This is a genomic window from Paenibacillus gyeongsangnamensis (assembly GCF_027533625.1).
GTDB lineage: Bacteria > Bacillota > Bacilli > Paenibacillales > NBRC-103111 > Paenibacillus_G > Paenibacillus_G gyeongsangnamensis.
Genome location: NZ_JAQAGZ010000009.1, coordinates 156138 through 178337, shown reverse-complemented (window position 1 = coordinate 178337; position 22200 = coordinate 156138). Strand labels below are relative to the sequence as shown.

Genomic DNA, 22200 nt, shown 5'->3' with positions numbered 1-22200 from the left:
TGAAATCCCCCGTTCAGGACAAATGATCTTGCACACGTTAACATTAACGCAATAAACAAAGGAAGTAAAGAGTACATTTGTACCCTCTACTTCCAAATCACCTATTATTTCTTGTTCAATTTAGCGTATGCTGCTTCATACTCTTTGATGAGTTGATCTCCGCCCGCTTTGCGCCATTTGTCCACTTCCGCCTGCCAGCCGGCGTCGTCGATTTTGCCCATAATGAATTTCGTTTGGGCGTCCCAAATCTGCTGGTCGAGCTCCTTGCCCCGTTCGGAATAAATGGCGGAGACAAGCGTGAGTGCCGGATTCGCAACCGCATACTTGCCGTTATCGCGGGTCATCTGCGTGCCTTTATCCCCAATCGGCGTATCCTTCAGCGTAGCGACATTATAGCCTTCGATATTGACGAGATTGTCCCGGTACGGCTTCACTTCGCGCTGGAACGCAGCCAAGTCCTTGAACTCGGTTTTTCCGCCTTCGATCTTGACGTAATGCTTGTTCTCGAGCCCGCGCAGCTGCAGGGCGGACATTTCGGGATCCATCATTTTGTCCAGGAACGTAAGCACCTTCTTGAGGTCCGCTTCCGTCTTGACAGCCGATTTCGGAATCGCGAGGAACCCGAAGTTGCCCGGCTCTCCGGCAAGCCGCGGTCCCTGAGGACCGCCGAACGGAGCGACGTCGATCACGCCGTCAGGCACATTTTTGACCAGACGCTCTTGGAAGCTCTTGCCGTTGTTGGCTACACCGTTCAGCTTCATTCCGACGCGGCCGTTGTCCATCATCGTATCCATCTGCGACGAGTCGAAGGCCGGGAAGTCCTGGTTGATCAGCTTCTCCTCGAACAGACGACGGAACAGCTTCATCACGTCCGTATATTCCTTCGTCATGAATTCCGGCGTGAATTTGCCGCTTCCGTCCACGCCCCACCGGTTGACGCCGCCGATGCCGACGGCGATCCGGGTAAGCACCGGCTGGGTGCCTTCGTTATACTTCTTGAACAGCATCGTGCCGTAGGTATCGTTCTTCCCGTTCTTATCCGGGTCGTTCAGCGCCATCGCCTTCATCACGTTGTACCAGTCGTCCAGCGTAACGGGCAGCTTCAAGCCGAGCGTATCAAACCAATCCTTGCGGTACACGATCGCCGCGCGGCCGATATCCCGAAAGTTTGGCACGCCATAAATTTTGCCGTCTATGGAGATGTTTTTATAATACTGCGGATCTTGCGCGTTCAGGTTTTTATAATCCTTGAGGTACGGTCCGATCTCCCAGGACATGTCCGACTGCATAGCCGCTACCACATTCGGGACGTAGTTTACCTTCATAATTTGCGGCATGTCGTTGGATGCGATCATGACGCTGACCTTCTCGTCGAAGGCGGCCTGCGGAATCCATTGGAAATCGAGTTTCGTATTTGTATATTTCTCCATCGCCTGCTCCACTTCATTGCCTTTGGCCGGAATATCGCCGACCTGCATCAGCGAGATCTTGAGCGGCAGCGGCGCCGAATCGGCTTTGTTTGCCGCGCCCTGCTGCTTGGATTCCGCTCCGCCTCCACAGCCGGCCGCAAGGCATGCCAACATGGACATGGCGCATACCATGGTGATGGTTTTGTAGTGTTTTCTTGTACGTTTCGCATTCATCTGCAATCTTCTCCCTTATGCTTATTCATCCCGCTGGTTATTGCGGAGCAGCGTTCTTCACGGCGCCGCCGTTGCCGGATGTGCCGGCCCCCGCCCATCACTATCCGGATATCAAGTGAATCCGCTTTCAGCATAATATGACTTCCCCTACATCTATAGCCCGTTATGCCGGCCGGGAAGAGCAATCTTTCGGCCCCGGTCTTACGAGCTTTATTATCCTCGACTTTTGTCGAATATGCCATCCGTTGGATTTAACTTGTTCCTGCACAAGCCGGATCATTCCGCCGCAGCAAGGCTTCATCCGAGTTCGCACTGTCGTGGATGTGCCCCATTTAACCTTGGCATATGCCGGGTTTAATCGGGTTCATCCTAGTTCCCTTGACCGTCATCCCGGTTGTATAGGCCCGTTTGGCGTCAGAGTTATGCCTACTAGCGGCACACCCAGACGCTAGTTAGCAGATGAATCCATTTTCGCGCGTTTATCAAGGTTGATGCGAAGCCATAAGTTATGAAAACTTATGAATTCTTATCAACAAAAATAGCCCGTACATCCGTACGGGCAGGCTGCAGGGCGATTACAACCCCTGCATAAATTTCATCGTCTTGTCCGAAAATCCAGGCAAGTTCTCATGTCCGAAATCCGGGTAAATTTCAAGCGACTTCGGCGCGGTGATCTTGTTGTAGGCGGCGAACTGCGTCGACGGCGGGCATACCTTGTCCATCAGACCTACGCCCATCATCACTTCGCCCTGAATCCGCTCCGCCAGAAACTGGATGTCGATATAACCCAGCTTCGTGAAAATCTCATCCTCCCGCCGATGCTGCGGGTCAAAATGGCGGAAGAACGTCCGCAGCTCCGCATAAGCGTTCTCCGCAAGATCCATCTCCCATACGCGGCGGTAATCGCTAAGAAAAGGAAAGACCGGCGCCAGCCGCTTAATCCTGGGCTCGAGGGCAGCGCAAGCGATCGTCAGCGCTCCTCCCTGGGACCCCCCGAACGCCCCTACGCGTTCCGGGTCGACCTCGGGCATGCTCATCGCAATACCTGCCAGCTGGGCCGTGTCTAGAAAGATATGCCGGAACAGCAGCTGATCCGGGTGATCGTTCAAGCCGCGGATAATATGCCCGTGATGCGTCGTTCCGCGAACGCCTCCGGTATCCTCGGACAAGCCGCCTTGCCCCCGGCAATCCATGGAGAACAAGGAGTATCCGAGAGCGGCATAGCCCAGCTTGTCCGCCCAGTCCCCGGAATGGCCCGTGTACCCATGAAACTGAACGACTGCCGGATGGGGGCCGGCCCCCTGCTTCGGCTTGATGTACTTGGCATGAATACGGGCTCCCCTTACACCCGTGAAATAGAGATGATAGCACTCGGCAAAAGGCAGATCCAGATCCGCCTTCACCAGCTCCACCTGGGGGTCGACCGCTCTCATCTCGGCAATGGCTCGGTCCCAGTAAGCATCGAAATCATCGGGACGCGGATTGCGTCCCTCATACCGTAACAATTCCTCCAATGGTTTATCGACTAATGGCATGGGTCGCATCTCTTCCTTTCGACGTTCCTTCTATAGGAACGAATTTCTCACATTATACGACGGTTCGCCTGAGTTGTCGCGGGTTAATTTTGCAGCCGATCCATCAGTTCCCGAACGGTCCGCACCGTCTCGCTGTAATAAGGCCGATAGTCGAGCCCGTCCACAAACCGAAGAAATGCCTCGCCGATCGCGATCACCTGCGCCTTGTATTCCGACTCGCTTACCGTATAGCTGCCCAGCACGCGCGGGGAACCGCTCGGCTTCTCTTCAATTTCCAGCAGCTCCATTTCACCTAGGCCCGAATGCCGGACGATAAAAGAAAACGCGCGGCATTCCGGATCCCCGCATCCGCAGCAAACGAACGGCATCTTGTTCCATTCTGCCGGGTCGGACCAGCGCGCAGGCTCCACGTCCTCCACAGCGCTGAGCAGCAGCGCCGGAAGTCCCACGTCGATGCACAGCGGCTCCTCAATAATTGTTTCCCCATCGATCTCCAGCGTCACATCCGCATGGACGATCTGCAGATCGGGCTCGAGCGATAAATGCTCATATTGCAGCTTAAACATCCGGCCTTCCTCCTTCCGGAAGCACTTGGCCATTATTTACCAATTATTGCTCCGCGTATAAAATTTGCTTTGGCACATACTACCTAATGAACAGGAGGTGATATCGATGGCAGCAGGACAATCCCGCAGCAGCAACGTTTTGGTCGTGCCTCAAGCTTCCCAGGCTCTGGACCAAATGAAGTATGAAGTTGCGCAAGAACTTGGCATCCAGATTCCTCAAGACGGTTACTTCGGCTTCATGGCAACCCGTGATACCGGAGCAATCGGTGGCCACATCACTCGTCGTCTCGTTCAAATCGCCGAACAGCAACTGGCCGGCAAATTCGCTAGATAATGCGGCACCTCGAATACTTACCGGGCGGCTCCCTCAGGGCCGCTTTTTTGTTTTTTATATTATACCGGAACCGGCCGAGCCGGTAAATACGCTCGTTTTACCGTTCTCTCTGTGTTGTAATTTTTCTCATGCGAAGTATAAAATCTGGAAATAAGATCAAGATAGTATTGCTTTTCCACATTAGAAAAATTGGAGTTGTCTTTATCGTGGGTATTCAAATGCTGCTTTACCTGCTTCTTTTTCTGCCTTGGATAACATTGGGTCTGGCGAATAAACAAACGATCAAGCGTTATATGCCTGTAACGATCTTTTCTTCTTTTCTCATGACCATCCTTTTTCAGGTTGCCTATCAATACGATTGGTGGACGATTCATAAATACATTGTCCCCTGGGGATATATGATAGATGTCAGCTTTGCTTATGGCATTTTTGCGGTCGGAACGTTTTGGTGAATTCGGACTTAGCAATATTTTTTCGTTACTCTTTCACTTTCAGTTGTCCTTTACGTATACCAAATATGGCAAGATGAAATTTATAGAGCCGCATTTGAACCACAAGGGAAGAACACCCGGTTCATTTTTATTAGGAAATTGAAACTAGGTTGGTTAAAAGAAAAAGCAAAGTAACTGAAGTATTCTGAACTCTTAGAGTGAGGTGCCATTCACAATGTCTCTTGGAATAAGTGTACTTCTTTCATGGTCGGTAATTATCATCTTAACACTTATACCCAAGAAGCTCTCCGAATTGGAGATGGTATTCCTTTATTTTACCAATATTATTTTCGAATTAAGTATTTTTACAATTTTCCATTTGAATCTTCAGTATATTCAGGTAAGCAACGATATAGAGAAGTCATTTTCAGATCTAGTATTAAGGATCATTATGATTCCTACAGTGCTTTTAATTTCGTCCAATGTGCTGTTATATTCTTGGAAATACTTGAAATGGATTATTGTAGCGATGATGGTGTTATCCTTTATCTTAATTCAGAAATTAATTGAATGGCTGGGGATTATTACAACAACGAACTGGAACGCAGGATATACCGTGATCATGTTTAGTACTTATGTAGCTTTCTCAAGAGTTATGGTGTGGTGGATTAAACGTGCAGATCCGAAAGAAGTGAATTTGGAATGATTGTTTACGACAATCAATTTAACGGAAATGAATGGTCTGTTATTATCGGTTTATCCATTGGGATTATCGTTGTGTATTTATTGCCCAAACGGTTTCCAAAACAGATTGCAACCGTTTTTTTTCTGTGCGGAGTTTTTACCGGTTTCTTTTTCGACCACACGCTTAGTGTTCAACCCGTTAGTTTTTATGATGTAAATGATGTATCTCTTTTTGAGGTCATGGATTTTGTTTCTTACTGGATGTACGGACCGTTCAGTTATTTGTTTTTTTATGCTTATGAACATTTCCGAGTTAAACCATCGTTTATTCCAATTTACATACTAATATGGTCTTTGATTGGTATGGGTATGGAAGGGGTAGCTGCAATATTGGGCATTTTTCACTATACAAACGGTTACAAATTTTGGTATTCATTTCTGGTATATTTGTTAGTGCAAAGCCTTTGGATGATCTTGTATTACCGATTTCGTGGCAGATGGCAAGGTGAGCCAGGGAAGCAGCCGCAATAAGAAAAACTCCTTATCGGAGTCCTTCAAAGCAGCCAGACCGTTTTTAGAGGTAGCTTTTCTTGGTATAGAAAGTTGCAGTCCGCTTTAGCGCTTCAGCGAACTTAAACTTTCTATAGCGTTAAAAAACCTTCGCTATAGCGAACGCTTAAGCGAAGGTTTGTTGATCTTAAGATAGGAATGGAATAATTGCTTTTCAGTCTAATCTTAAACGTCCAGTAGATTCCGACAGAAGATTGGCCATGTTGTAGTTCGATTCAAACTTCTTAATGCGTTTTTTGAGTTTTTTATAGTCCTGTGAGTCCGCTATATAATCGATTTTTGTACATTGCTTCCACTGTATTGACCACAGAATTTTATTATCGTGGTCAAAAATGTGGTCAAGCTATCTTGTCTGGCAATAGCCCTTTGAGGAAGCAACCTCAAAGGGCTATCAAATTTGAGGGGTAGCTTTTTAGCTCCTTGCTTCAGCAAACCCTTTTATTTTTGGAGTGTCGAATTAGTCACCTTAACTCCAAAATAAACTCTTCAAATAAAGAAAATAATACGACGGGTTAAATTGGCATAGACATTTAAAGTTGCCAATTCAAAGGAGGTTTTAATTTGAGATTTTCTAAGGACAAGGAGCCGGTTCAAGAGGTTGAAACATCAGTTTGGATATGCAATAAAGAAAACTGCTTGGGTTGGATAAGAGAAGATTTTTCTTTTGAAACAGCTCCGATTTGCATTTTTTGTAAATCAGAGATGGTTCGTACCATCAGAATGCTTCCTGTCCTAACAAATAGCTTTAGAGGTAGTTATTATTAAGAGTGTGATTTGAGGAGGGGTCGGTGGTGATTTGGCCGATCTCTTTCTCTTGTTAATGAGTGATCGAATCCAAACCAAAGTGGGTTATAGTTCGATTCGAGTACGTTTAAACGCGGCAATTTAATGAATTAGTGATGTTCATTTAATGCTATGCTAATGTACTTATTCCATAATAAAATTGACCAATCAAACATTGCCCCGCAGTCGCTCTCCATCGACATGGCGGGGGCTTTTTCTTTTTATTCCCTCTTGCACAAGGAACGAATGTTCTGTATATAATATAAGAACAATAGTTCTTATTGGAGGAAGTAATATGGAAAAGTCCCTTCAGAAGTATACTGGTCGTATCGTCGAGATCATTTACCTTGACCGTGACAACCGGATCACCCAGCGGCGGATCGAAGTAAGGGCCATCTACGACGGGGTCGTCAAAGCTTTCTGCCTTGAACGGCATGCGCCGCGGATATTTCAGTCTAAAAATATTCTGGCCGTACAGTCGGTAAGAAGAACAGCATGAAGAACAACAAATTAACGCCAGGTGGAAACCTAGTCTGGGAAGGATCTCGCATGATGCTACCTGAGCACAAGCAGGCTCTAATCGAACAGAGTATCAGCCTTAGAAAGCAGCCGCGGCCAGAGTTGACAGAGGAAGAGCAACAGGAAATGTTCGGTAAGCTGCGAATGTCGATGAAGGAGCATTTAGAGGTCATGGTTACGGTCTTTGGCGAGTACGAGAACAGTCATTATACGGGCGTAATCACCGGTCTCGATCCTCATCAGTATCTCGTTAAGATCAAGCTTAACCACGATTGGAAAGTGATCGATTTCAAGGATATCGTAGGAGTTGAGTTTTGATATTGAACGGAAATTGCTACTACTCATCATTGCAAACTTCTCTGCCGGCCGTAGCCGGATGCCGTCCGTTCATGAGCTCGAAGTTAAAACGGGCCGGGAACGAGCCGGGATACTGGAAGTTTGCCCGAAGGTTTCGAGCCACTCGACCTAAAGCAAAAGGAGCAGGAATTATATCCTGCCCCTTTGTTTGTTTTCAAATGGATACAGCAGTACTGTAATTGTCCAAATACATTACTGCTGCATCGTGTAAAATCTTGGAATTTCGATCATTATGATCGGATGACCAATAGTGGATAGCAGCTGTTAAAGTTTGATGATCTGTTTTCTCAAATTGAGCGATTAAATCATTTACCAGTTCGTATATTTCTTTTTTAATAACCATGACTTCACCGTCATTCCTCTGCACCTCAACCATACCGTTTTCTCTTTCAATAACTTTCAGATCCACCATAGCGTACCCTTCCTCCTTTGCCTCGCAGCTTTATCAACTTCCCTTTTGGTTAGGCTTCGTTCAATCCCTTTTTGCTCGAGGTGATGATACATAAGCTCAGAGACAACCTCAGCTTGTTCTTCGTGATCGATGTCCAGGTTAATGTAAATGTGCTGATGATCAGGATTAAGAGGGTCGGATGTATACAGACCAACAAGGTTCCCTAGCTTAGTGTAAGAGTATCCCACATCTAAATGTTGAGCTAATCTATACGGGCTATTGTTGCCAATCTCATCAAAATATTTTTCGGCCAATAATTCAGCTGCAGTTTTTTCTCTAAGGCGAAAGATTCTCTTCCAGAATTCGGCCATGAATCCCATCTCCCTTAATTGGCTTTAAGTAGTCCGGGTATGATCAGATCATCAAATTCAATTACTTCCTCAACATTTAACATAACGCTTGTGAGGAAGTCGTACGCAGATCTTGACCTTAATACTTCCATAAGGGAATTAATTACCGTCTCTTCTTGCCCTTCCTCCACAGACCCCAAGATCAAAAAGCCGGAATCAATTTTGTAGACATTCGATTGATTGGTAGGCATAACATGTGTCAAGTACAATTCTCCATATTTTGGTTCAACATACATTGCATGTTGCGAATCGGTTAGATATCCGTTGTACTCTTCCTGATATCCATTTTCTTCGATGTAAATGACGGTGATTTTAGGAATCAATTTTTTTCGCCTCCCTTTGTTTAGCAGCGATCATGGTCAATGGATAAAAGGTTCCTGCTAGCTTGACATAAGCACGGCCACGAATGATAACGCCACACATCTGCATTTTATCACCTTCTACCGAATATTTTTTAACCTTTTATGATTATATATTAACTCTATAGAGTTAATATTGTAAAATAACTAAGTAATTATTTAATAATTTATTGCATATATTCGCCTTGGGAATTAAAATGTTGTTAGTTTAAGGTTATAGATGGAGGGAATCAAAATGCCGATCAAAAATAAATTGCGTCTTATAATGGCCGAGCGGAGAATTAACAATATTAGTGATTTAATGTCAATTACGGGGTTAAGCAGGAATGCACTTAATAAGTTATGGCATGATGAGGATTTGGAGTCGGTTAAGCTGGGGACGTTAATTCAAGTATGCAATGCTCTCGGAGTCGCACTATCGGAACTCATTGAATATGAAAACGAAAAAGACGGTAGCCAATAACGGCCGCCGTCTTTTTAATTATCAATTATTTGGATATTTTTATCGAACCAGTTACAGTTATCCCACCAATCTGCAGATTAATAATACCTGCTTTGAACAGCCAACAATAGAGTTCCTTATAATAACAGTACAGCAGAGATGCCCTAAATGCCTTTTCCCTATCGGTACGTGCTTTTGGCAAGGTAGCAGCAAAAATAGGGCTCCATCCAAATTTCCGGACTGCACCCGGAATAGACAGCTTGAAATGCCATTACTCTCCGCTAGTTCCATCATCTCACGAGGATATCTACGATTTAGTTCGATTACCCGGCGTATGTGTTCCTGCCTCCCTTTCAAATTCTGAAGTGGAACAGTTGCCGCAGAGTGATCATCCCACCCAAGAGAGATAGTGCGATTTTTGAAATTTTCATAGGAAATACCATGAGCCTTCATAAGCTTCTTTATTTCCGTGCGATCCTTTTGAACTTGAACTGGTTCCGTAACTGCTCTTTGTTTTACCCAGGCATATCTTCGAATCCTTGCGTCAAGAGTGTTACGATTGATGCCGTTTCGTGCCGCTTCTTCGTATTCTTCGGGTGTAATGTAATAATCGTATGGGTTAAACACAAGTTCCTCCTCAAATTCTAGAATATCTGCACTCAATAATATCCTAAACCTTTGGCCAGATAGTCGCCATTCCGTGCACAGTAAATGCAAAACCCCTCAAGAACAATCGGAGGGGTTGTAGACTACATCACTAATGTTGAACCTTGCCGTACAATTCGATAACGGTTTTTATTAAATTCGGTATACCATTCGCTACAGTTAAGTACTTATTTAGCTTATCAACAATGTCCTGTTCCTTTGGCTTATTTTTATTTAATTCATCCATTGCCTGTTGAAGAGTATCAACGATTTCTTTAAGTTCCTTGACTTGGTCTAGTATGGAAACATCTGATTGATTTAGAATTGTAGCCTCTAATGCTTCTTTTCCTTTGTCAGTAATCTTTGCTTTTCGAATCCGATCTCGCCCAGTCTTTTCAAGTTCAACTAGACCCTGTCTTTCCAATTTTTCAAGCTCAAGGGATAAGGTGGTGATATCCATTTTAAAATGTTCAGAATGTGGGCTCATTGATCGGTCGAACCTTTTTAATTCATAAAGAATCCTTTGCTGATGTGCATTCATTCTTCATTAACACCTCCATACTTCTTATTTTTCTATAACTGATATTAAATTCCTTGAATTACTCAGTCATAAAGTTATCTTCTAACTTTTCTGGAGCGGGTTTCTCGTCCTTGGCTGAGTGAATTACCATCTTTTCCATATCAACATCCAACACCTCGGATGCTACGATAGAACCAGAGGTGATCGATAGTGCTGTTTACACCACTTAAGCCCATGCTATTACATAAATCTGATTTACCACCAGCCGGGGAATATATTCATCAACTCAAATACGACGGCTTCCGCTGCCTTTTGCATGCCGATGCTGGTAAAGTAAAGCTGTTCACCCGTCACCAGAATGATTGCACGACTCAGTTCCCGGAATTTGCGGGTGTTAACCTGCCTTCGGGAATGATCTTGGACGGCGAGATGATCGCGCTTGGTGACGATGGTAAGCCCGATTTTGAAGCGGTTATGAGCCGGTTTCAAACTAGGCGCCGGAACCCAAAACAAACGGTTCATTTTGCCGCGTTTGACGTCCTCTGTGCCGGCAACCAAAGTGTATTGACCGAACCTCTTGAGAAGCGCCTAGAAAGGCTCCAGGGGCTTGTGAAGAGCTCTGAGCTTATATCCGCCGTGCAGTCCCATCAAGACGGCAGTGCGCTTTTTGAATCCGTCAAGCAGCTCGGCCTCGAAGGGATCGTCAGCAAGAAGAAAGGCAGCCGATATCAGCTGGATTATCGGTCGCCGAATTGGCTGAAGGTAAAGAACTATCAATACGCTACGGTGGCGATTGCTGGGATCCGGAAGAAGGAGTTTGGTTGAGCCCTGCAGCTGCCGGATGGAAGTCATGCGGGAGTTTGTGAATTTGTGCCAGCTGAGGCGCGACAAGCCTTTTTTCAGATCGCTAGGCAACTGGTGAGGTCGGAGAATCAGAATTGGTATTACCTTGAACCGCTTATCCGCTGCCGCGTTAAATATCAATGCTTGACCCGATCTGGTTTATTGCGAACGCCAAGCTTTGTTGAATTTGTGTTCGATTCAGCAGCTTCGGTTTCTTAATGTATAAATATAGTCTACTATGGGCAATATTGTTTTCTATTATGAAGTTCCGTGGCAGATGGCAAGGTGAGCCGGGGAAGCAGCCACAATAAGAAAAACTCCTTATCGGAGTCTTTCAAAGCAGCCAGACCGTTTTTAGAGGTAATTTTTCTTGGTATAGAAAGTTGCAGTCCGCTTTAGCGCTTCAGCGAACTTAAACTTTCTATAGCGTTAAAAAAACCTTCGCTATAGCGAACGCTTAAGCGAAGGTTTGTTGATCTTAAGATAGGAATGGAATAATTGCTTTTCAGTCTAATCTTAAACGTCCTGTAGATTCCGACAAAAGATTAGCCATGTTGTAATTCGATTCGAAGGTTACGCTTGTGCAAAGCTTGTCTTGTCGCATGGCGAACTCGAACTGGATTTCGCCGTGCGTCCAGCGCTTCATCTTTAGCGACTCGAGTGCGGTTTGGCGGAACGAATGCTGCTCCGTCTCCGTGAGTCCTTTGTCCATCTTTTGAATTTGAGCCCCTTTGCTTTCCAGCGGAAAATGGCGGATGCCGAACTTGCCTACCGCATTATTGCGGATTTGAACGAAAACAGTACCTGATGTCAGGTGTGTCAGCTCCTCCTTTAACGCCTTGAACACCAAATCCAGTTGTCTCGCTAATGAGAGTTCGAAAGTCATAGGCCCTCCTTTTTAGTAAAATTGGTAATATTATTCATTACTGGGTATTCAGTACTATTATAAGAAGAAGGTTTCCAATAATCAACATATATTTACATTTTTGAGGATAAATTTACTAATTATTTACCATTATGCACAAAATAAAAAGACAAAAGACGGCCGAAGCCGCTTTTGTCACCTTGATTATCCCCTTAGACTACCGCCGATTCCGCTCCAGCGGCGGCCATTACGGCAGCCCCTCTCTTCAGCAGCGAGGCATCCGGGCCCACTTCGGATGCTGCGGCAGCCGTTTCCATACATTCGCCGCATACCACGGAATGCGTTTCTTCCACAATATATACTTTCCTGCAGTGATTGCAAAATTCAAGCTCCAACAAAGGTCGCCTCCGTCCCAGGCCTCATGCGGCCCATCCCTTTTTGTTAATCTGATTATACCGAAAAGGACTTGGAGCCGACAGCGTAAAAAGTTCTAGTATAATGGACCTGTACGTCACGATTCCTATAGACCTAAAATAAGCGGGGATGGTATAATTACCCATAGGTTTCTGTCGAAATCAGGATAATTTTACTACTTCTACTTGAAGGGGACATTCTCATGAACTGGTTCCAAGGTCAATCGTTCAAAAGGAAGCTCCAAATCGGCTGCTATACGATCGTCGCCGTTTTTTCAGCAGCCCTGCTCTTCGTCAGTCTGCAGTCCACCTTAAACCTCATCGCCAGTATCATTCTGCTCCTAGTACTTATCGGGCTAAGCTTTCCTTTCATCGCCTGGCTTGAGAGAGCGCTTACAGAACCGATCACGGACATTTCCCGTTTGGCGCTGGGCATCTCCAAAGGGGATTTCTCCCAGAAGGTGACTATTCAATCGAACGATGCGCTCGGCGAATTGGCGCAATCCTTCAACCGCATGATCGACAAGCTTCGCGAGCTGCTGAGCGATACGGGCAGCGCATCGAAGCACGTTTTCGAGTCCAGCCGCGATATTTACGAGAAGAACGAACGGCTGAAGGCCGTGCTGGAGGAAGTGGCCGCAGCCTCCGGGGAGCTGGCGGCAGGGGCCAATCAAATTTCCGAGGAAATTATCGGCATTTCGATGGCGACCAAAGATATCGAGAATAAAGTCTCTACCTATACCGACTCTACGAGAGAAATGAACGCCCGCTCCGGCCAGATGCTTTCCTTGGTAGAGCAGGGGCTTCAATCCGTCGAAACGCAGAGCGCCGGGATGCGCAAGAACGTGGAGGCGACCGCGAACGTATCCCAGACGATCCATCTGCTCGCCCAGCAGACGGAAGGCATTTCCCATATCACCCGCTCCATCTCGGACATTGCCGAGCAGACGAATTTACTGTCTCTGAACGCTTCGATTGAAGCCGCCCGCGCCGGAGAGCACGGCAAGGGGTTTGCCGTCGTAGCCCAGGAGGTCCGGAAGCTGGCGGAGGAATCCACCACCTCGACCAAGGAGGTCTTTAATCTGGTCCGAACCATCGAGGAAGGCATTCGCCAAGCCCTCGCTTCCATGAAAGAGAACGAGAAGATCGTACAGGAACAGACCCGACTCATCGAAGAGACGGAGCATATTTTCGCCGACATTGTCAGCAGCGTTAAATTCATCTCGGAGCAAATCTCCGATTTCGCAAACAGCAGCGAGCATATGCTGACCAGCGCCCAGCAAATTTCCGGCACGATGGAGAACATCTCGGCCATCACGCAGCAATCCGCAGCCGGCACGCAGCAGGTGTCCGCTTCCATGAAGGATCAGATTTCTTCCGTACAGGCGATTGTCAGCCAGTCGGAAGAAATGACCAAGCTCGTGTCCAAGCTGCAACAGACGATGAGCATCTTCAAGCTCTAATAAAGAGACAAAATAAGAAGGGCTCCATTGCCGGCGAATCGCGGCAATGGAGCCCTTCCTTCTATCTTACTGCGTCAGCTCTAGAAACTGCTGGACGTCTGCAGCGCTTAAATCGAGCGCTTGCTGCCAGAAATCAGGCTTTCTAAGGTCGATGCCCAGATGCTTTTCCGCCAAAGCCTCCACCGTCATGCTGCCGGTATCCCGAAGCAGAGCGATATATTGATCCTCGAAGGCCTCGCCGCGGCGAAGCGCGTCCGCGTACAGCCCCGTACTGAACATGTAGCCGAATGTATAAGGGAAGTTGTAGAACGGCACCTCGGTTATGTAGAAATGCAGCTTCGACGCCCAGAAGTGGGGGTGATATTCCGCCAGACTATCCCGGAACGCTTCCTTCTGGGCCGCCACCATCAGCTCGCTAAGACGCTCGGTGCTGACAAGTCCTTTGCAGCGCTCGTCATAGAAGGCCGTTTCGAATATAAATCTGGCATGAATGTTCATATAGAACGCAACGGAGCGCTGAATCTTATCCTCCAGCAGAGTAAGCCGCTCTTCGTCGGAGGAAGCGCTCTTCAGCGCCGCGTCGGCTACGATCATCTCCGCGAAGGTGGAGGCCGTCTCCGCCACGTTCATGGCATATTCCTGAGCAAATGCCGGCACATCGTTCATCACATGCTGGTGATAGCCGTGTCCCAGCTCATGTGCCAGAGTGGATACGTTGGAAGCAGTACCGGCATAGGTCATGAAGATCCGCGTTTCTTCCGCCACCGGGAAGGAGGTACAGAAGCCGCCGGGACGCTTGCCGGGGCGGTCTTCGGCTTCGATCCAGGAACGCTCGAACGCCAGCTCCGCGAAATCGGCCATCTTCGGACTGAACCGCCGGAACTGATCGACGATCAGCCGGGCACCCTCGTCATAGGTATAATGCTTGCTGCCGGAGCCGACGGGGGCCTCGACGTCGTACCAGCTCAGCCGATCAACGCCGAGCAGCTTCGCTTTGCGCTCCAAGTACCGAACGAAGATGTCCTTGCCGCGTTCGATGACGCCCCACATGGCGTCCAGCGTTTCCTTGGACATCCGGTTGATCTGCAGCGGCTCCTTATGGATGGAATCCCAACCCCGACGTTCATACAGCTTGAGCCGGAAGCCGCCGAGATGATTGAGCGCATCCGCGCAGTAGTCGGCGTGCTCCCTCCACTGCGCCTCCCAGCTCTCGAACAAACGGCGGCGCACCGAGCGGTCGGGGCTGTGCATCTTGTTGGCCGCCTGCCCTGCGGACAGCTCCAGCTGCTTCCCGTCCTCCTCGAAGGTCACCCGGAACTTGCTTACCGTCGTATTATACAGCTCCCCCCAGCCGTGATACCCGTCTACGGCCAGGTCGTTGACCAGCGCTTCCTGCTCCGGAGGCAGCTTCTCCGATGCCAGCGACCTGCGCTCCTCGAGCGGATAAGCGATCTCCTTGACCTGCGGCAGCTCCTTCAGCTGCGCCCACACCTCGTCCGGAGTGCGAAGAAGCACATCGTCGAACCGGGTCAGCGCCGAGGCGTAATCCGCATAGAGCGTCTTCACCTGTCCGGCCAGCTGGACGGCGCGCTTGTCGCTCTGGTTCTCGGCCGCGAGGCAGGCGGTGAACGAATCCGCTTCCCGCAGCTTTAATACGGCTTGCTGCAGCTGCTCAAGCACGCGAAGCAAAGGATCAGCCGAATCCGCGGATGACGGAACGGCAAGCGCATCCAGGGCGGCACTTACGGACTTCAGCTCCATACCAATTTCTCCCAGGAATTCCGCGAATGCCGGGGAGCTGCTGCCGCCCGCAAAAAAACGATCCAAATTCCAAGTTTGCGGCAATGGATGCTTCATACCTAACACCCTTCCTTTTTCGAATGAATGGACTACAATACCATTAAATCACATTTTTAACCAATGCCCAAATGGACCGGCATGAACGCATTCTTATGTTGAATTTGGTCTGAGGACATGATTAAATGAAAGTTATAAATCATGGAGAGGCGAGGTGTCCCACCAATGAGACCGCTTCAAATATCACCGGAAACCGCGATAAAGCTGGCCAAACAATTAAACGTTCCATTGGAGAACCTGATGCATATGCCGCAGCACATTCTGCTCCAGAAGCTCGCCGAGCTGGCCAAAGCGCAGTCCGGGGAAACTACTGCCGAGGCTCCGTCCAAGACGGACAAGCCCGATGCCGAATAGGAAGTATGCCAGATGATTCCTTTTGAGAACACTTGGCCTTATGAGCAGTTCGGCAGAGACATTTATTTCTCCAGCTGCCCCGTGTGCAGCGCCGTGAATGTACTTCTCCCTCTCAAGCCGCAGGATCTGCAGAGCTTGCGCGAAGGCGTCAAGAAGCTGCTCGTTCTTCCCTGCTGCAGGAACAAGCTGACGCTGGTGGAGGCGGACGGGGATTACGTACGCGCGAACCGGCCGCTTCGACGGTACGGCAATGCCTAGGGAGATATCCCGGCGGTAATCGAGAGCTGCAAAGCCCCGAACAGACAAATAACGCTTAAAGACCGGTCGCCTCCGCAGGGGCGGTCCGGGCTTTAAGCGTTATTTTGCATAGGCGGCTTTACATCTCCTGAATTTCTTCTTCGAGCTCGACTTGGTCCGCCAGCATGTCCTCGCGCGCCGCCGTCCATTGCTCCCGGCAGGCGCGAATCATGGCCGCGTCCATGATCCGCTTGTCATTGATGACCCGCGCGAACCATTTCACGGCCGGCTGGTACCGCTTCAATCGCCGGCTGAGCTCGCCGAGCAAATACATCAGCCTGGCGTTGTTCAGCTCTCCGCCTTCGGTTTCGAAGGTGCGGGTATATTCGTCCAGCGCATATTCCAGAAACCGCAGCTCCTGCTCCTCGTTCCCCTTATAACGGTAGAGCCAGGCGATATGATGCAGCAGCCCCGCCGTGACCCGCCCCTTCTCGCCCACCGTCTGGCAGCATAAGAGGCCGAGCTTGTAGGTATACAGCGCATCGTCCCAGCTGCGTTCCCCTCCTAAATCCCGATAGCCCCAGCGAGCCGTTACTTTCTCCTGGAATGCTTTCTTCTGGAGAGACGTCAGCCGCTCAAGCGAATTCTCGGTGCTCGCGAAGCCGCAGAACGGACATACTCTCACGACGTAATAATCCGGATTGATCTCTTTATAATGAATGCAGAAATCAGTATCCGTCCGAGCCGCTTTCTTGAAGCTTGGGCGCACCCGGGACGTCTTGTACTCCGAATCGCATTGAGGGCATGCTGCTTTGACCTGATAAAGCGGTTCGACTTCACTCACGAAGACACTTCCTTAACTGTTGATAAAATGGTAAGCCGGCGCTTTCAGCCGCTCCAGCACGGCTCTGCGCAGAGCCTCGTCCTCGACGGTCTCGTCCAGGGCGAGGCTCATGCAGCCAAGCCAGGCATCCGCCCGTTCCGGCGTAATCGGAAACGGCATATGGCGGGCCCGCATCATCGGGTGGCCATACTGATCCGAATACAGCGGCGGGCCTCCGAAGAATTGGGTTAAGAACAGCTCCTGCTTATCCATTACGGGCGTAATGTCTTCGGGAAATAGGGGACCCAGCAGCGGGTGCTCCTGAACCTTGGGATAGAAGGCTTCCACCACCCTGCGAATACCGGCCGTTCCCCCAAGCGCTTCATAAATCGTCTGATGTTGCCGATTGTCTGACAATGAACATTCCTCCTCTTTGGCATATTTGCAGCATGATGCTAACAGAAAAAAGATGCTAATGCCTGCAGCGTTAGCATCGTCTTTTGAAATCAAACGGAACCGTGTCCCATCAACGATAAGTCAACTTTCCAAATCTTCCTCGCCCGTCATTAGCGTTTCCCTAATCACGTAAACAAAGGCGCATACGAGAATCCCGGCAATTATACCCATCATCGCGGATCACTCCCATTCTCATATTGGTACTATTGTACCATAATTCCGGTGAAGTTCACAGCAGATTTGCACGCCCCCATTCTGATTTTTGAACCTATTTTGAAGCAAAGACGGACATGTCCGGACGCCCCCGTTCATATATCAGATTGACAGGCTTTTTTCAGAGGAGAGGAAGAGGTATCATGCGAAAAAACATATCTCCCGCCCTGGCCGCCGCCCTGCCGGCACTTGCCATTGCGGTGCTGATCCTGGTATTTCCGGCCGAAGCGCTGAGAGCCTCGCTCAAAGGGGTATCGATCTGGTGGGACGTGCTGTTCCCCGCCTTATTCCCGTTCTTTGTCATCTCCGAGATGATGCTCGGCGTCGGACTCGTTCATTTCTTCGGCACGCTGCTGGATCCGCTCATGCGTCCGCTGTTTCGCATTCCCGGCATCGGCGGCTTCGTCATGGCGATGGGCTTCGCTTCCGGCTACCCGATCGGGGCCCGTCTCACCTCCCAGCTATGGGATCAAGGGCTCGTGAATCGCGAGGAAGGCGAACGGCTCGTAGCCTTCACGACCTCCTCCGACCCCATCTTCCTCATCGGGGCGGTATCGGTCGGCTTCTTCCATAACCCCGCCCTGGCGGTGGTGCTCGGAGCGGCCCATTACGGATCGGCCGTCCTCATAGGCCTCCTAATGCGGTTTCACGGGGTTCGCTCTCCGGGTAATAAGGGAAAGAAGGACCTCGTGCCGGCTCACCCTGCCGATAAGGCTGAGGGCTCTGGCATCTGGAAGCGGGCGTTCGAGTCCATGCATGCCGCCCGGCTGAAGGACGGGAGAGCGCTCGGAACGATGCTGCAGCAGGCCGTCGGCTCGGGACTGCAGCTCGTGTTCATGGTCGGAGGACTCGTCGTTTTTTTCGCCGTCGTTATGGAAGTGCTCGCTTCCGCACATATCATGGCGTTCTTTTACATATCCATAGATGCGGTATTAAACTTTTTCGGAATACCCGCTTCTCTTTCGCAGGCGGTGGCGACCGGCTTCTTCGAGGTGACGCTCGGTGCGAAAGCGGCTGGAGGGGCCGAAGGCGCCTCGCTCCTGTTCAAGACGGCGATCGCCGCTTGGGTGCTCTCCTGGGGCGGTTTATCCGTGCATGCGCAGGTTGTCAGCCTGCTTCATCACACCAGCCTCCGGTATTGGCCCTTCGCCGCGGCGCGATTCCTTCATGCATTACTGGGAGCGCTGCTGGTGTTCGTCTTGTGGGAGCCGTTGGCCCCGGTCCAAAGCTCGCTGGCGCCGCTTATTCCGCTGCCCGATATGAATCGTCCGCTGTCCACGCTGCTGCACTACACGCTTCCGGCCGCAGGCTGGACCTTCTCCGCTATGACAGGGTTGCTGCTGCTCATAACTATCCTTTTCCTGGCAGGTAAAAGATGTATGAAGGCTATTCGTTCATAAGATACTACAAGGAGTTACCGGTTCGTTATCTTAAGGAATCATAGAGGTGAAGATATGCATACCATGTTCAATCCTAAACAAATCGCGCTTCCCCCAGCGATCGGGCGATTGGCGGAGCTCTCCTGCAACCTGTGGTACAGCTGGAACGAGAGCGCTCTTGCGCTCTTTGCCCGGATCGATCCGAAGCGCTGGGATCAGGTTCAGCACAATCCCGTTCGCCTGCTTACGGAAGCCGAACCTGACCGGCTGCAAGATTTGGCGCAGGATGAGGATTTTCTCCGTCATTACGAGGAGGTTCTCTCGAGCTGGGAAGCTTACCGGAAGGAACCGTCCTGGTTCGAGCGGAACTACCCGCAGCATACCGGCAACGTCATCGCTTATTTCTCCGCGGAATTCGGCTTTCACGAATCGCTGCCCATCTACTCGGGAGGACTAGGCGTGTTGGCGGGGGATCATTGCAAATCCGCGAGCGATTTGGGACTGCCCCTTGTCGGGGTCGGATTGTTATATAAACGGGGCTATTTCACGCAAAAAATCGACGAGCACGGCAGCCAGCGCGCCGAAGCCTTATCCTACGATTTCGCCAAGCTGCCGATCTTTCCGGCTTATTTGATCCCGCCGCCTTCCGGAGATGGCGAGCCAGCCGAGCCTCGGGAGCTGTTCGTCGACGTACCGCTCGCGGACCGGCAGGTGCAGGTCAAGGTTTGGCAGGTCCAGGTGGGGCGTATCCCGGTGTATCTGCTCGATGCCGATCTTGAAACGAACAGCCAATGGGACCGGGAACTGACCGCCCAGCTGTATGGGGGCAACCAGGATACGCGCATCGCTCAGGAGGTGCTGCTCGGCGTCGGCGGCGTACGCGTCCTCCGTGCGCTGGGCTTAGCTACGGGAGCCTATCATATCAATGAAGGGCACGCCGCCTTCCTGACGCTGGAGCGCATCCGCGAGCAGCTGGATAAAGGGCTCCGCTTCCATGTCGCCCTGGAGGTGATCCGCTCGAGCACGGTCTTCACCACGCATACGCCGGTGCCGGCCGGCCACGACGCGTTCCCGCTGCAGATGCTCGAGTATTATTTCAGCGGCCTGGTCACGTCCTATAGCCAGCATAAGCAGGATTTTCTGCGGCTCGGCCTGGACGTGCGCAAGCAGTTGTTCAATATGACCTACCTCGCGCTGAACACGGCGGCGATCCGCAACGGTGTCAGCAAGCTGCACGGGCAGGTGTCGCGGGATATGTTCCGCGAGTTTCACGGGGGCATCGACGTGCAGGAAGTGCCGATCGGACATGTGACGAACGGCGTCCATCTGCCCACCTGGCTGGCGCCGGAGCTGAAAGAGCTCTACAGCCGCTTCCTCCCCGGCACGTGGAAGTCGAATCAGGCGAATGCCGACGCCTGGAAATCGATCGGCCTCATCCCCGCCGAGTCGCTCTGGTCGGTGCATATGGAGCTGAAGGAGCGGATGGTCAAAATCGCCCGCGCCAACCTCCGCGAGCAGCGGCGCCGCAACAGCCTGCCTGCGGAACGGATCGAGGAGGTCCGCGATTATTTGGATCCGAAGAAGTTAACGATCGGCTTCGCCAGACGGTTTGCTACGTACAAGCGGGCGAATCTGATCTTCAGCGATTTATCGCGGCTTGACCGGCTCATCAACGATCCGAACCGTCCCGTTCAGTTTATTTTCGCCGGCAAGGCTCATCCCGCCGATCAGCCCGGACAGGAGCTTATCCGCGAGATTTACAGGGTATCTCAGCAGGACCGGTTCCGCGGCAAGATCGTGCTTCTGGAAAATTACGACATGAATCTTGCGCGCTGCCTCGTCCAAGGCGTCGACGTCTGGCTGAACAACCCCCGCCGGCCCTATGAGGCAAGCGGCACGAGCGGCCAGAAGGCGGCCTTGAACGGCGTTATCAACTTCAGTGTGCTCGACGGCTGGTGGGAGGAAGGCTACGACGGCAGCAACGGCTGGGCGATCGAAGGGCGCAACGAGGCTGACTGGGAGTCACAGGAACGGGAAAACACCGAATCCATTTATCGGGTGCTGGAGCAGGAAATCGTACCGGTTTATTATAATCAAGGCGCCCTGCCAAGTCAGTGGGTGGCCCGCATGAAGCGGTCCATTCAAACGCTCGCGCCGCTGTTTAATACGGACCGGATGGTCATGGATTACGTCAACGCCGCTTACGTGCCGTCGCTGAAACGGACCCAGAAGTTTGTGGCGAACAACTACGAGGAAGCGACGAAGGTTGCCGATTACAAGCGCTTTATTCTGGACAACTGGCACCGGGTGAAGATCACCGAAGTGAACGATAACGGCGCCCGGAGCACGGGAAGCGCAGGCGAGGCGCTGAAGGAAGTGAACGCCACGGTCCGGTTCGGTCCGGTATGGTTCAAGGATGTCGCCGTGGAGCTGATCTATTATAAGGAGCAGGAGGAAGGCTGGCATCAGGTCATTGTGGAGATGGAGCCCTTGAGGCATCTGGACGATAACACGGTAGTGTACCGTACTGCCGTTCCGGCACATTTGAAGCACGGATCGTACTTCAGTCTGCGCGTCCATCCGGTGAGCGCGAACTTTGCGCGCCGCTTCGAGCTTCCCTTGGTTACTACCTGGTAAAAAGAACACGTGAGGCCGGCCAGCGGTACTGGCCGGCCTTTTTAATTGGGGCATGGCCTCCCTTCGCTCGTTACTTGAGCTGTTTCTTCAGGTTTTCTTTAATTTTTTCTTCCGATCGGCTTCAGAATCTCAAGTTAAGCTAAGATCATCAGGACGAAAACCTTTCGTCCCGTCTCACAAGAAAGGATTCTTGGCGATGCCGATCGATTCGTTGATTGCTATGATGCTTCTACCCTCGTTTCAGGAAGGCTGCATGGCGCTGTGGCTGTTGTTCGTGCTGACGGCCGTATGTCTCATTATTCGCTCCCCCGGTCCGTTGGAGGAGGCCGAACGTCCCCCATTCGATGCCGGATAAACAGATGCTATCGTCCCCCCGGGCTCGCCCGTTTTTCCTTCTAGCTCGAAGGCTCCTGCCCTTTCGGTCCTGCCGAGGCGCAGGCTTTCGGCATTTTCCCCTTTGTCCCGTGAACG

Annotated in this window: 27 protein-coding genes; 14 read left to right on the top strand and 13 right to left on the bottom strand. The window is 50.5% G+C overall.

The annotated features are described in order from the left end of the window. Positions 1-104: 104 nt before the first annotated feature. The 3 genes from O9H85_RS15485 to O9H85_RS15475 all read right to left on the bottom strand — a co-directional run bounded on the left by O9H85_RS15485 (position 105) and on the right by O9H85_RS15475 (position 3744). On the bottom strand, positions 105-1643 hold the full coding sequence (locus O9H85_RS15485) for an extracellular solute-binding protein (RefSeq protein ID WP_269882334.1): 1539 nt from the start codon (positions 1641-1643) through the stop codon (positions 105-107). Positions 1644-2218: 575 nt separating this feature from the next. After that, positions 2219-3178 carry an acetylxylan esterase gene (locus O9H85_RS15480; RefSeq protein ID WP_269882333.1) on the bottom strand — a complete coding sequence of 320 codons (960 nt, stop codon included), beginning with the start codon at positions 3176-3178 and terminating at the stop codon, positions 2219-2221. An 83-nt stretch (positions 3179-3261) separates the two neighbouring features. Beyond that, entirely contained in the window at positions 3262-3744 is a 483-nt protein-coding gene (locus tag O9H85_RS15475; RefSeq protein WP_269882332.1) for a hypothetical protein, read from the bottom strand. Between the two features lie 106 nt (positions 3745-3850). Between O9H85_RS15475 and O9H85_RS15470 the strand changes: the two genes are divergently transcribed. From O9H85_RS15470 to O9H85_RS15445, 6 genes are all read left to right on the top strand, one after another. Then, positions 3851-4078 (top strand): alpha/beta-type small acid-soluble spore protein, encoded by a 228-nt coding sequence (locus tag O9H85_RS15470; RefSeq protein WP_269882331.1) that lies wholly within the window; start codon positions 3851-3853, stop codon positions 4076-4078. A 206-nt stretch (positions 4079-4284) separates the two neighbouring features. After that, complete coding sequence (locus O9H85_RS15465) at positions 4285-4530, top strand: hypothetical protein (RefSeq protein ID WP_269882330.1); 246 nt, start codon at positions 4285-4287, stop codon at positions 4528-4530. A 681-nt stretch (positions 4531-5211) separates the two neighbouring features. After that, positions 5212-5724: a hypothetical protein gene (locus tag O9H85_RS15460; RefSeq protein ID WP_269882329.1), complete on the top strand. Its 513-nt coding sequence runs from the start codon at positions 5212-5214 to the stop codon at positions 5722-5724. A 600-nt stretch (positions 5725-6324) separates the two neighbouring features. After that, positions 6325-6528 (top strand): cold-inducible protein YdjO-related protein, encoded by a 204-nt coding sequence (locus O9H85_RS15455; RefSeq protein ID WP_269882328.1) that lies wholly within the window; start codon positions 6325-6327, stop codon positions 6526-6528. A gap of 313 nt (positions 6529-6841) precedes the next feature. Continuing rightward, positions 6842-7045 (top strand): hypothetical protein, encoded by a 204-nt coding sequence (locus tag O9H85_RS15450; protein WP_269882327.1) that lies wholly within the window; start codon positions 6842-6844, stop codon positions 7043-7045. A 50-nt stretch (positions 7046-7095) separates the two neighbouring features. Further along, a complete protein-coding gene (locus O9H85_RS15445) occupies positions 7096-7383 on the top strand; it encodes a YolD-like family protein (RefSeq protein WP_269882326.1) in 288 nt (95 codons plus the stop codon). A 193-nt stretch (positions 7384-7576) separates the two neighbouring features. Here O9H85_RS15445 and O9H85_RS15440 read toward each other — a convergent pair whose 3' ends face one another. From O9H85_RS15440 to O9H85_RS15430, 3 genes are read right to left on the bottom strand one after another with little or no spacing between them, the layout of a single operon-like run. After that, positions 7577-7834 carry a hypothetical protein gene (locus tag O9H85_RS15440; protein ID WP_269882325.1) on the bottom strand — a complete coding sequence of 86 codons (258 nt, stop codon included), beginning with the start codon at positions 7832-7834 and terminating at the stop codon, positions 7577-7579. Then, positions 7822-8184 (bottom strand): hypothetical protein, encoded by a 363-nt coding sequence (locus O9H85_RS15435; protein WP_269882324.1) that lies wholly within the window; start codon positions 8182-8184, stop codon positions 7822-7824. Before O9H85_RS15435 ends, O9H85_RS15440 begins: the two co-directional genes overlap by 13 nt. A 14-nt stretch (positions 8185-8198) precedes the next feature. Beyond that, entirely contained in the window at positions 8199-8546 is a 348-nt protein-coding gene (locus tag O9H85_RS15430) for a hypothetical protein (RefSeq protein ID WP_269882323.1), read from the bottom strand. A 271-nt stretch (positions 8547-8817) separates the two neighbouring features. On the opposite strand from O9H85_RS15430, the gene O9H85_RS15425 reads away from it, so the two are divergent. Further along, positions 8818-9045: a helix-turn-helix domain-containing protein gene (locus tag O9H85_RS15425; RefSeq protein WP_269882322.1), complete on the top strand. Its 228-nt coding sequence runs from the start codon at positions 8818-8820 to the stop codon at positions 9043-9045. A 57-nt stretch (positions 9046-9102) separates the two neighbouring features. Here O9H85_RS15425 and O9H85_RS15420 read toward each other — a convergent pair whose 3' ends face one another. Both O9H85_RS15420 and O9H85_RS15415 read right to left on the bottom strand, forming a co-directional pair. Then, positions 9103-9651: a hypothetical protein gene (locus tag O9H85_RS15420; protein ID WP_269882321.1), complete on the bottom strand. Its 549-nt coding sequence runs from the start codon at positions 9649-9651 to the stop codon at positions 9103-9105. Between the two features lie 130 nt (positions 9652-9781). Next, positions 9782-10210, bottom strand: coding sequence for a MarR family winged helix-turn-helix transcriptional regulator (locus O9H85_RS15415; protein WP_269882320.1), 429 nt, complete (start codon positions 10208-10210; stop codon positions 9782-9784). 189 nt (positions 10211-10399) lie between these two features. Here O9H85_RS15415 and O9H85_RS15410 point away from each other — a divergent pair, with 189 nt between their 5' ends. Then, complete coding sequence (locus O9H85_RS15410; protein WP_269882319.1) at positions 10400-11014, top strand: ATP-dependent DNA ligase; 615 nt, start codon at positions 10400-10402, stop codon at positions 11012-11014. Positions 11015-11537: 523 nt separating this feature from the next. Here O9H85_RS15410 and O9H85_RS15405 read toward each other — a convergent pair. Then, positions 11538-11918: an O-methyltransferase gene (locus O9H85_RS15405; RefSeq protein ID WP_269882318.1), complete on the bottom strand. Its 381-nt coding sequence runs from the start codon at positions 11916-11918 to the stop codon at positions 11538-11540. 191 nt (positions 11919-12109) lie between these two features. Next, positions 12110-12292 carry a hypothetical protein gene (locus tag O9H85_RS15400; protein WP_269882317.1) on the bottom strand — a complete coding sequence of 61 codons (183 nt, stop codon included), beginning with the start codon at positions 12290-12292 and terminating at the stop codon, positions 12110-12112. A gap of 221 nt (positions 12293-12513) precedes the next feature. Between O9H85_RS15400 and O9H85_RS15395 the strand changes: the two genes are divergently transcribed. After that, on the top strand, positions 12514-13773 hold the full coding sequence (locus O9H85_RS15395; protein WP_269882316.1) for a methyl-accepting chemotaxis protein: 1260 nt from the start codon (positions 12514-12516) through the stop codon (positions 13771-13773). A gap of 66 nt (positions 13774-13839) precedes the next feature. On the opposite strand, the gene O9H85_RS15390 is transcribed toward O9H85_RS15395, so the two are convergent. Then, positions 13840-15630 carry a M3 family oligoendopeptidase gene (locus O9H85_RS15390; RefSeq protein ID WP_269882315.1) on the bottom strand — a complete coding sequence of 597 codons (1791 nt, stop codon included), beginning with the start codon at positions 15628-15630 and terminating at the stop codon, positions 13840-13842. Positions 15631-15795: 165 nt separating this feature from the next. Between O9H85_RS15390 and O9H85_RS15385 the strand changes: the two genes are divergently transcribed. Further along, positions 15796-15984: a YycC family protein gene (locus O9H85_RS15385; protein ID WP_269882314.1), complete on the top strand. Its 189-nt coding sequence runs from the start codon at positions 15796-15798 to the stop codon at positions 15982-15984. Between the two features lie 12 nt (positions 15985-15996). Next, entirely contained in the window at positions 15997-16242 is a 246-nt protein-coding gene (locus O9H85_RS15380) for a hypothetical protein (RefSeq protein WP_269882313.1), read from the top strand. Between the two features lie 118 nt (positions 16243-16360). On the opposite strand, the gene O9H85_RS15375 is transcribed toward O9H85_RS15380, so the two are convergent. Beyond that, positions 16361-17065: a DUF2225 domain-containing protein gene (locus O9H85_RS15375; protein ID WP_269882312.1), complete on the bottom strand. Its 705-nt coding sequence runs from the start codon at positions 17063-17065 to the stop codon at positions 16361-16363. 12 nt (positions 17066-17077) lie between these two features. Further along, positions 17078-17461: a globin domain-containing protein gene (locus O9H85_RS15370; RefSeq protein WP_269882311.1), complete on the bottom strand. Its 384-nt coding sequence runs from the start codon at positions 17459-17461 to the stop codon at positions 17078-17080. 395 nt (positions 17462-17856) lie between these two features. On the opposite strand from O9H85_RS15370, the gene ylbJ reads away from it, so the two are divergent. From ylbJ to O9H85_RS15355, 3 genes are all read left to right on the top strand, one after another. Further along, positions 17857-19113 (top strand): sporulation integral membrane protein YlbJ, encoded by a 1257-nt coding sequence (gene ylbJ, locus O9H85_RS15365; RefSeq protein WP_269882310.1) that lies wholly within the window; start codon positions 17857-17859, stop codon positions 19111-19113. 54 nt (positions 19114-19167) lie between these two features. After that, entirely contained in the window at positions 19168-21729 is a 2562-nt protein-coding gene (gene glgP / locus O9H85_RS15360) for an alpha-glucan family phosphorylase (protein ID WP_269882309.1), read from the top strand. Positions 21730-21925: 196 nt separating this feature from the next. Further along, positions 21926-22084: a hypothetical protein gene (locus O9H85_RS15355; RefSeq protein WP_269882308.1), complete on the top strand. Its 159-nt coding sequence runs from the start codon at positions 21926-21928 to the stop codon at positions 22082-22084. Positions 22085-22200: the final 116 nt, after the last annotated feature.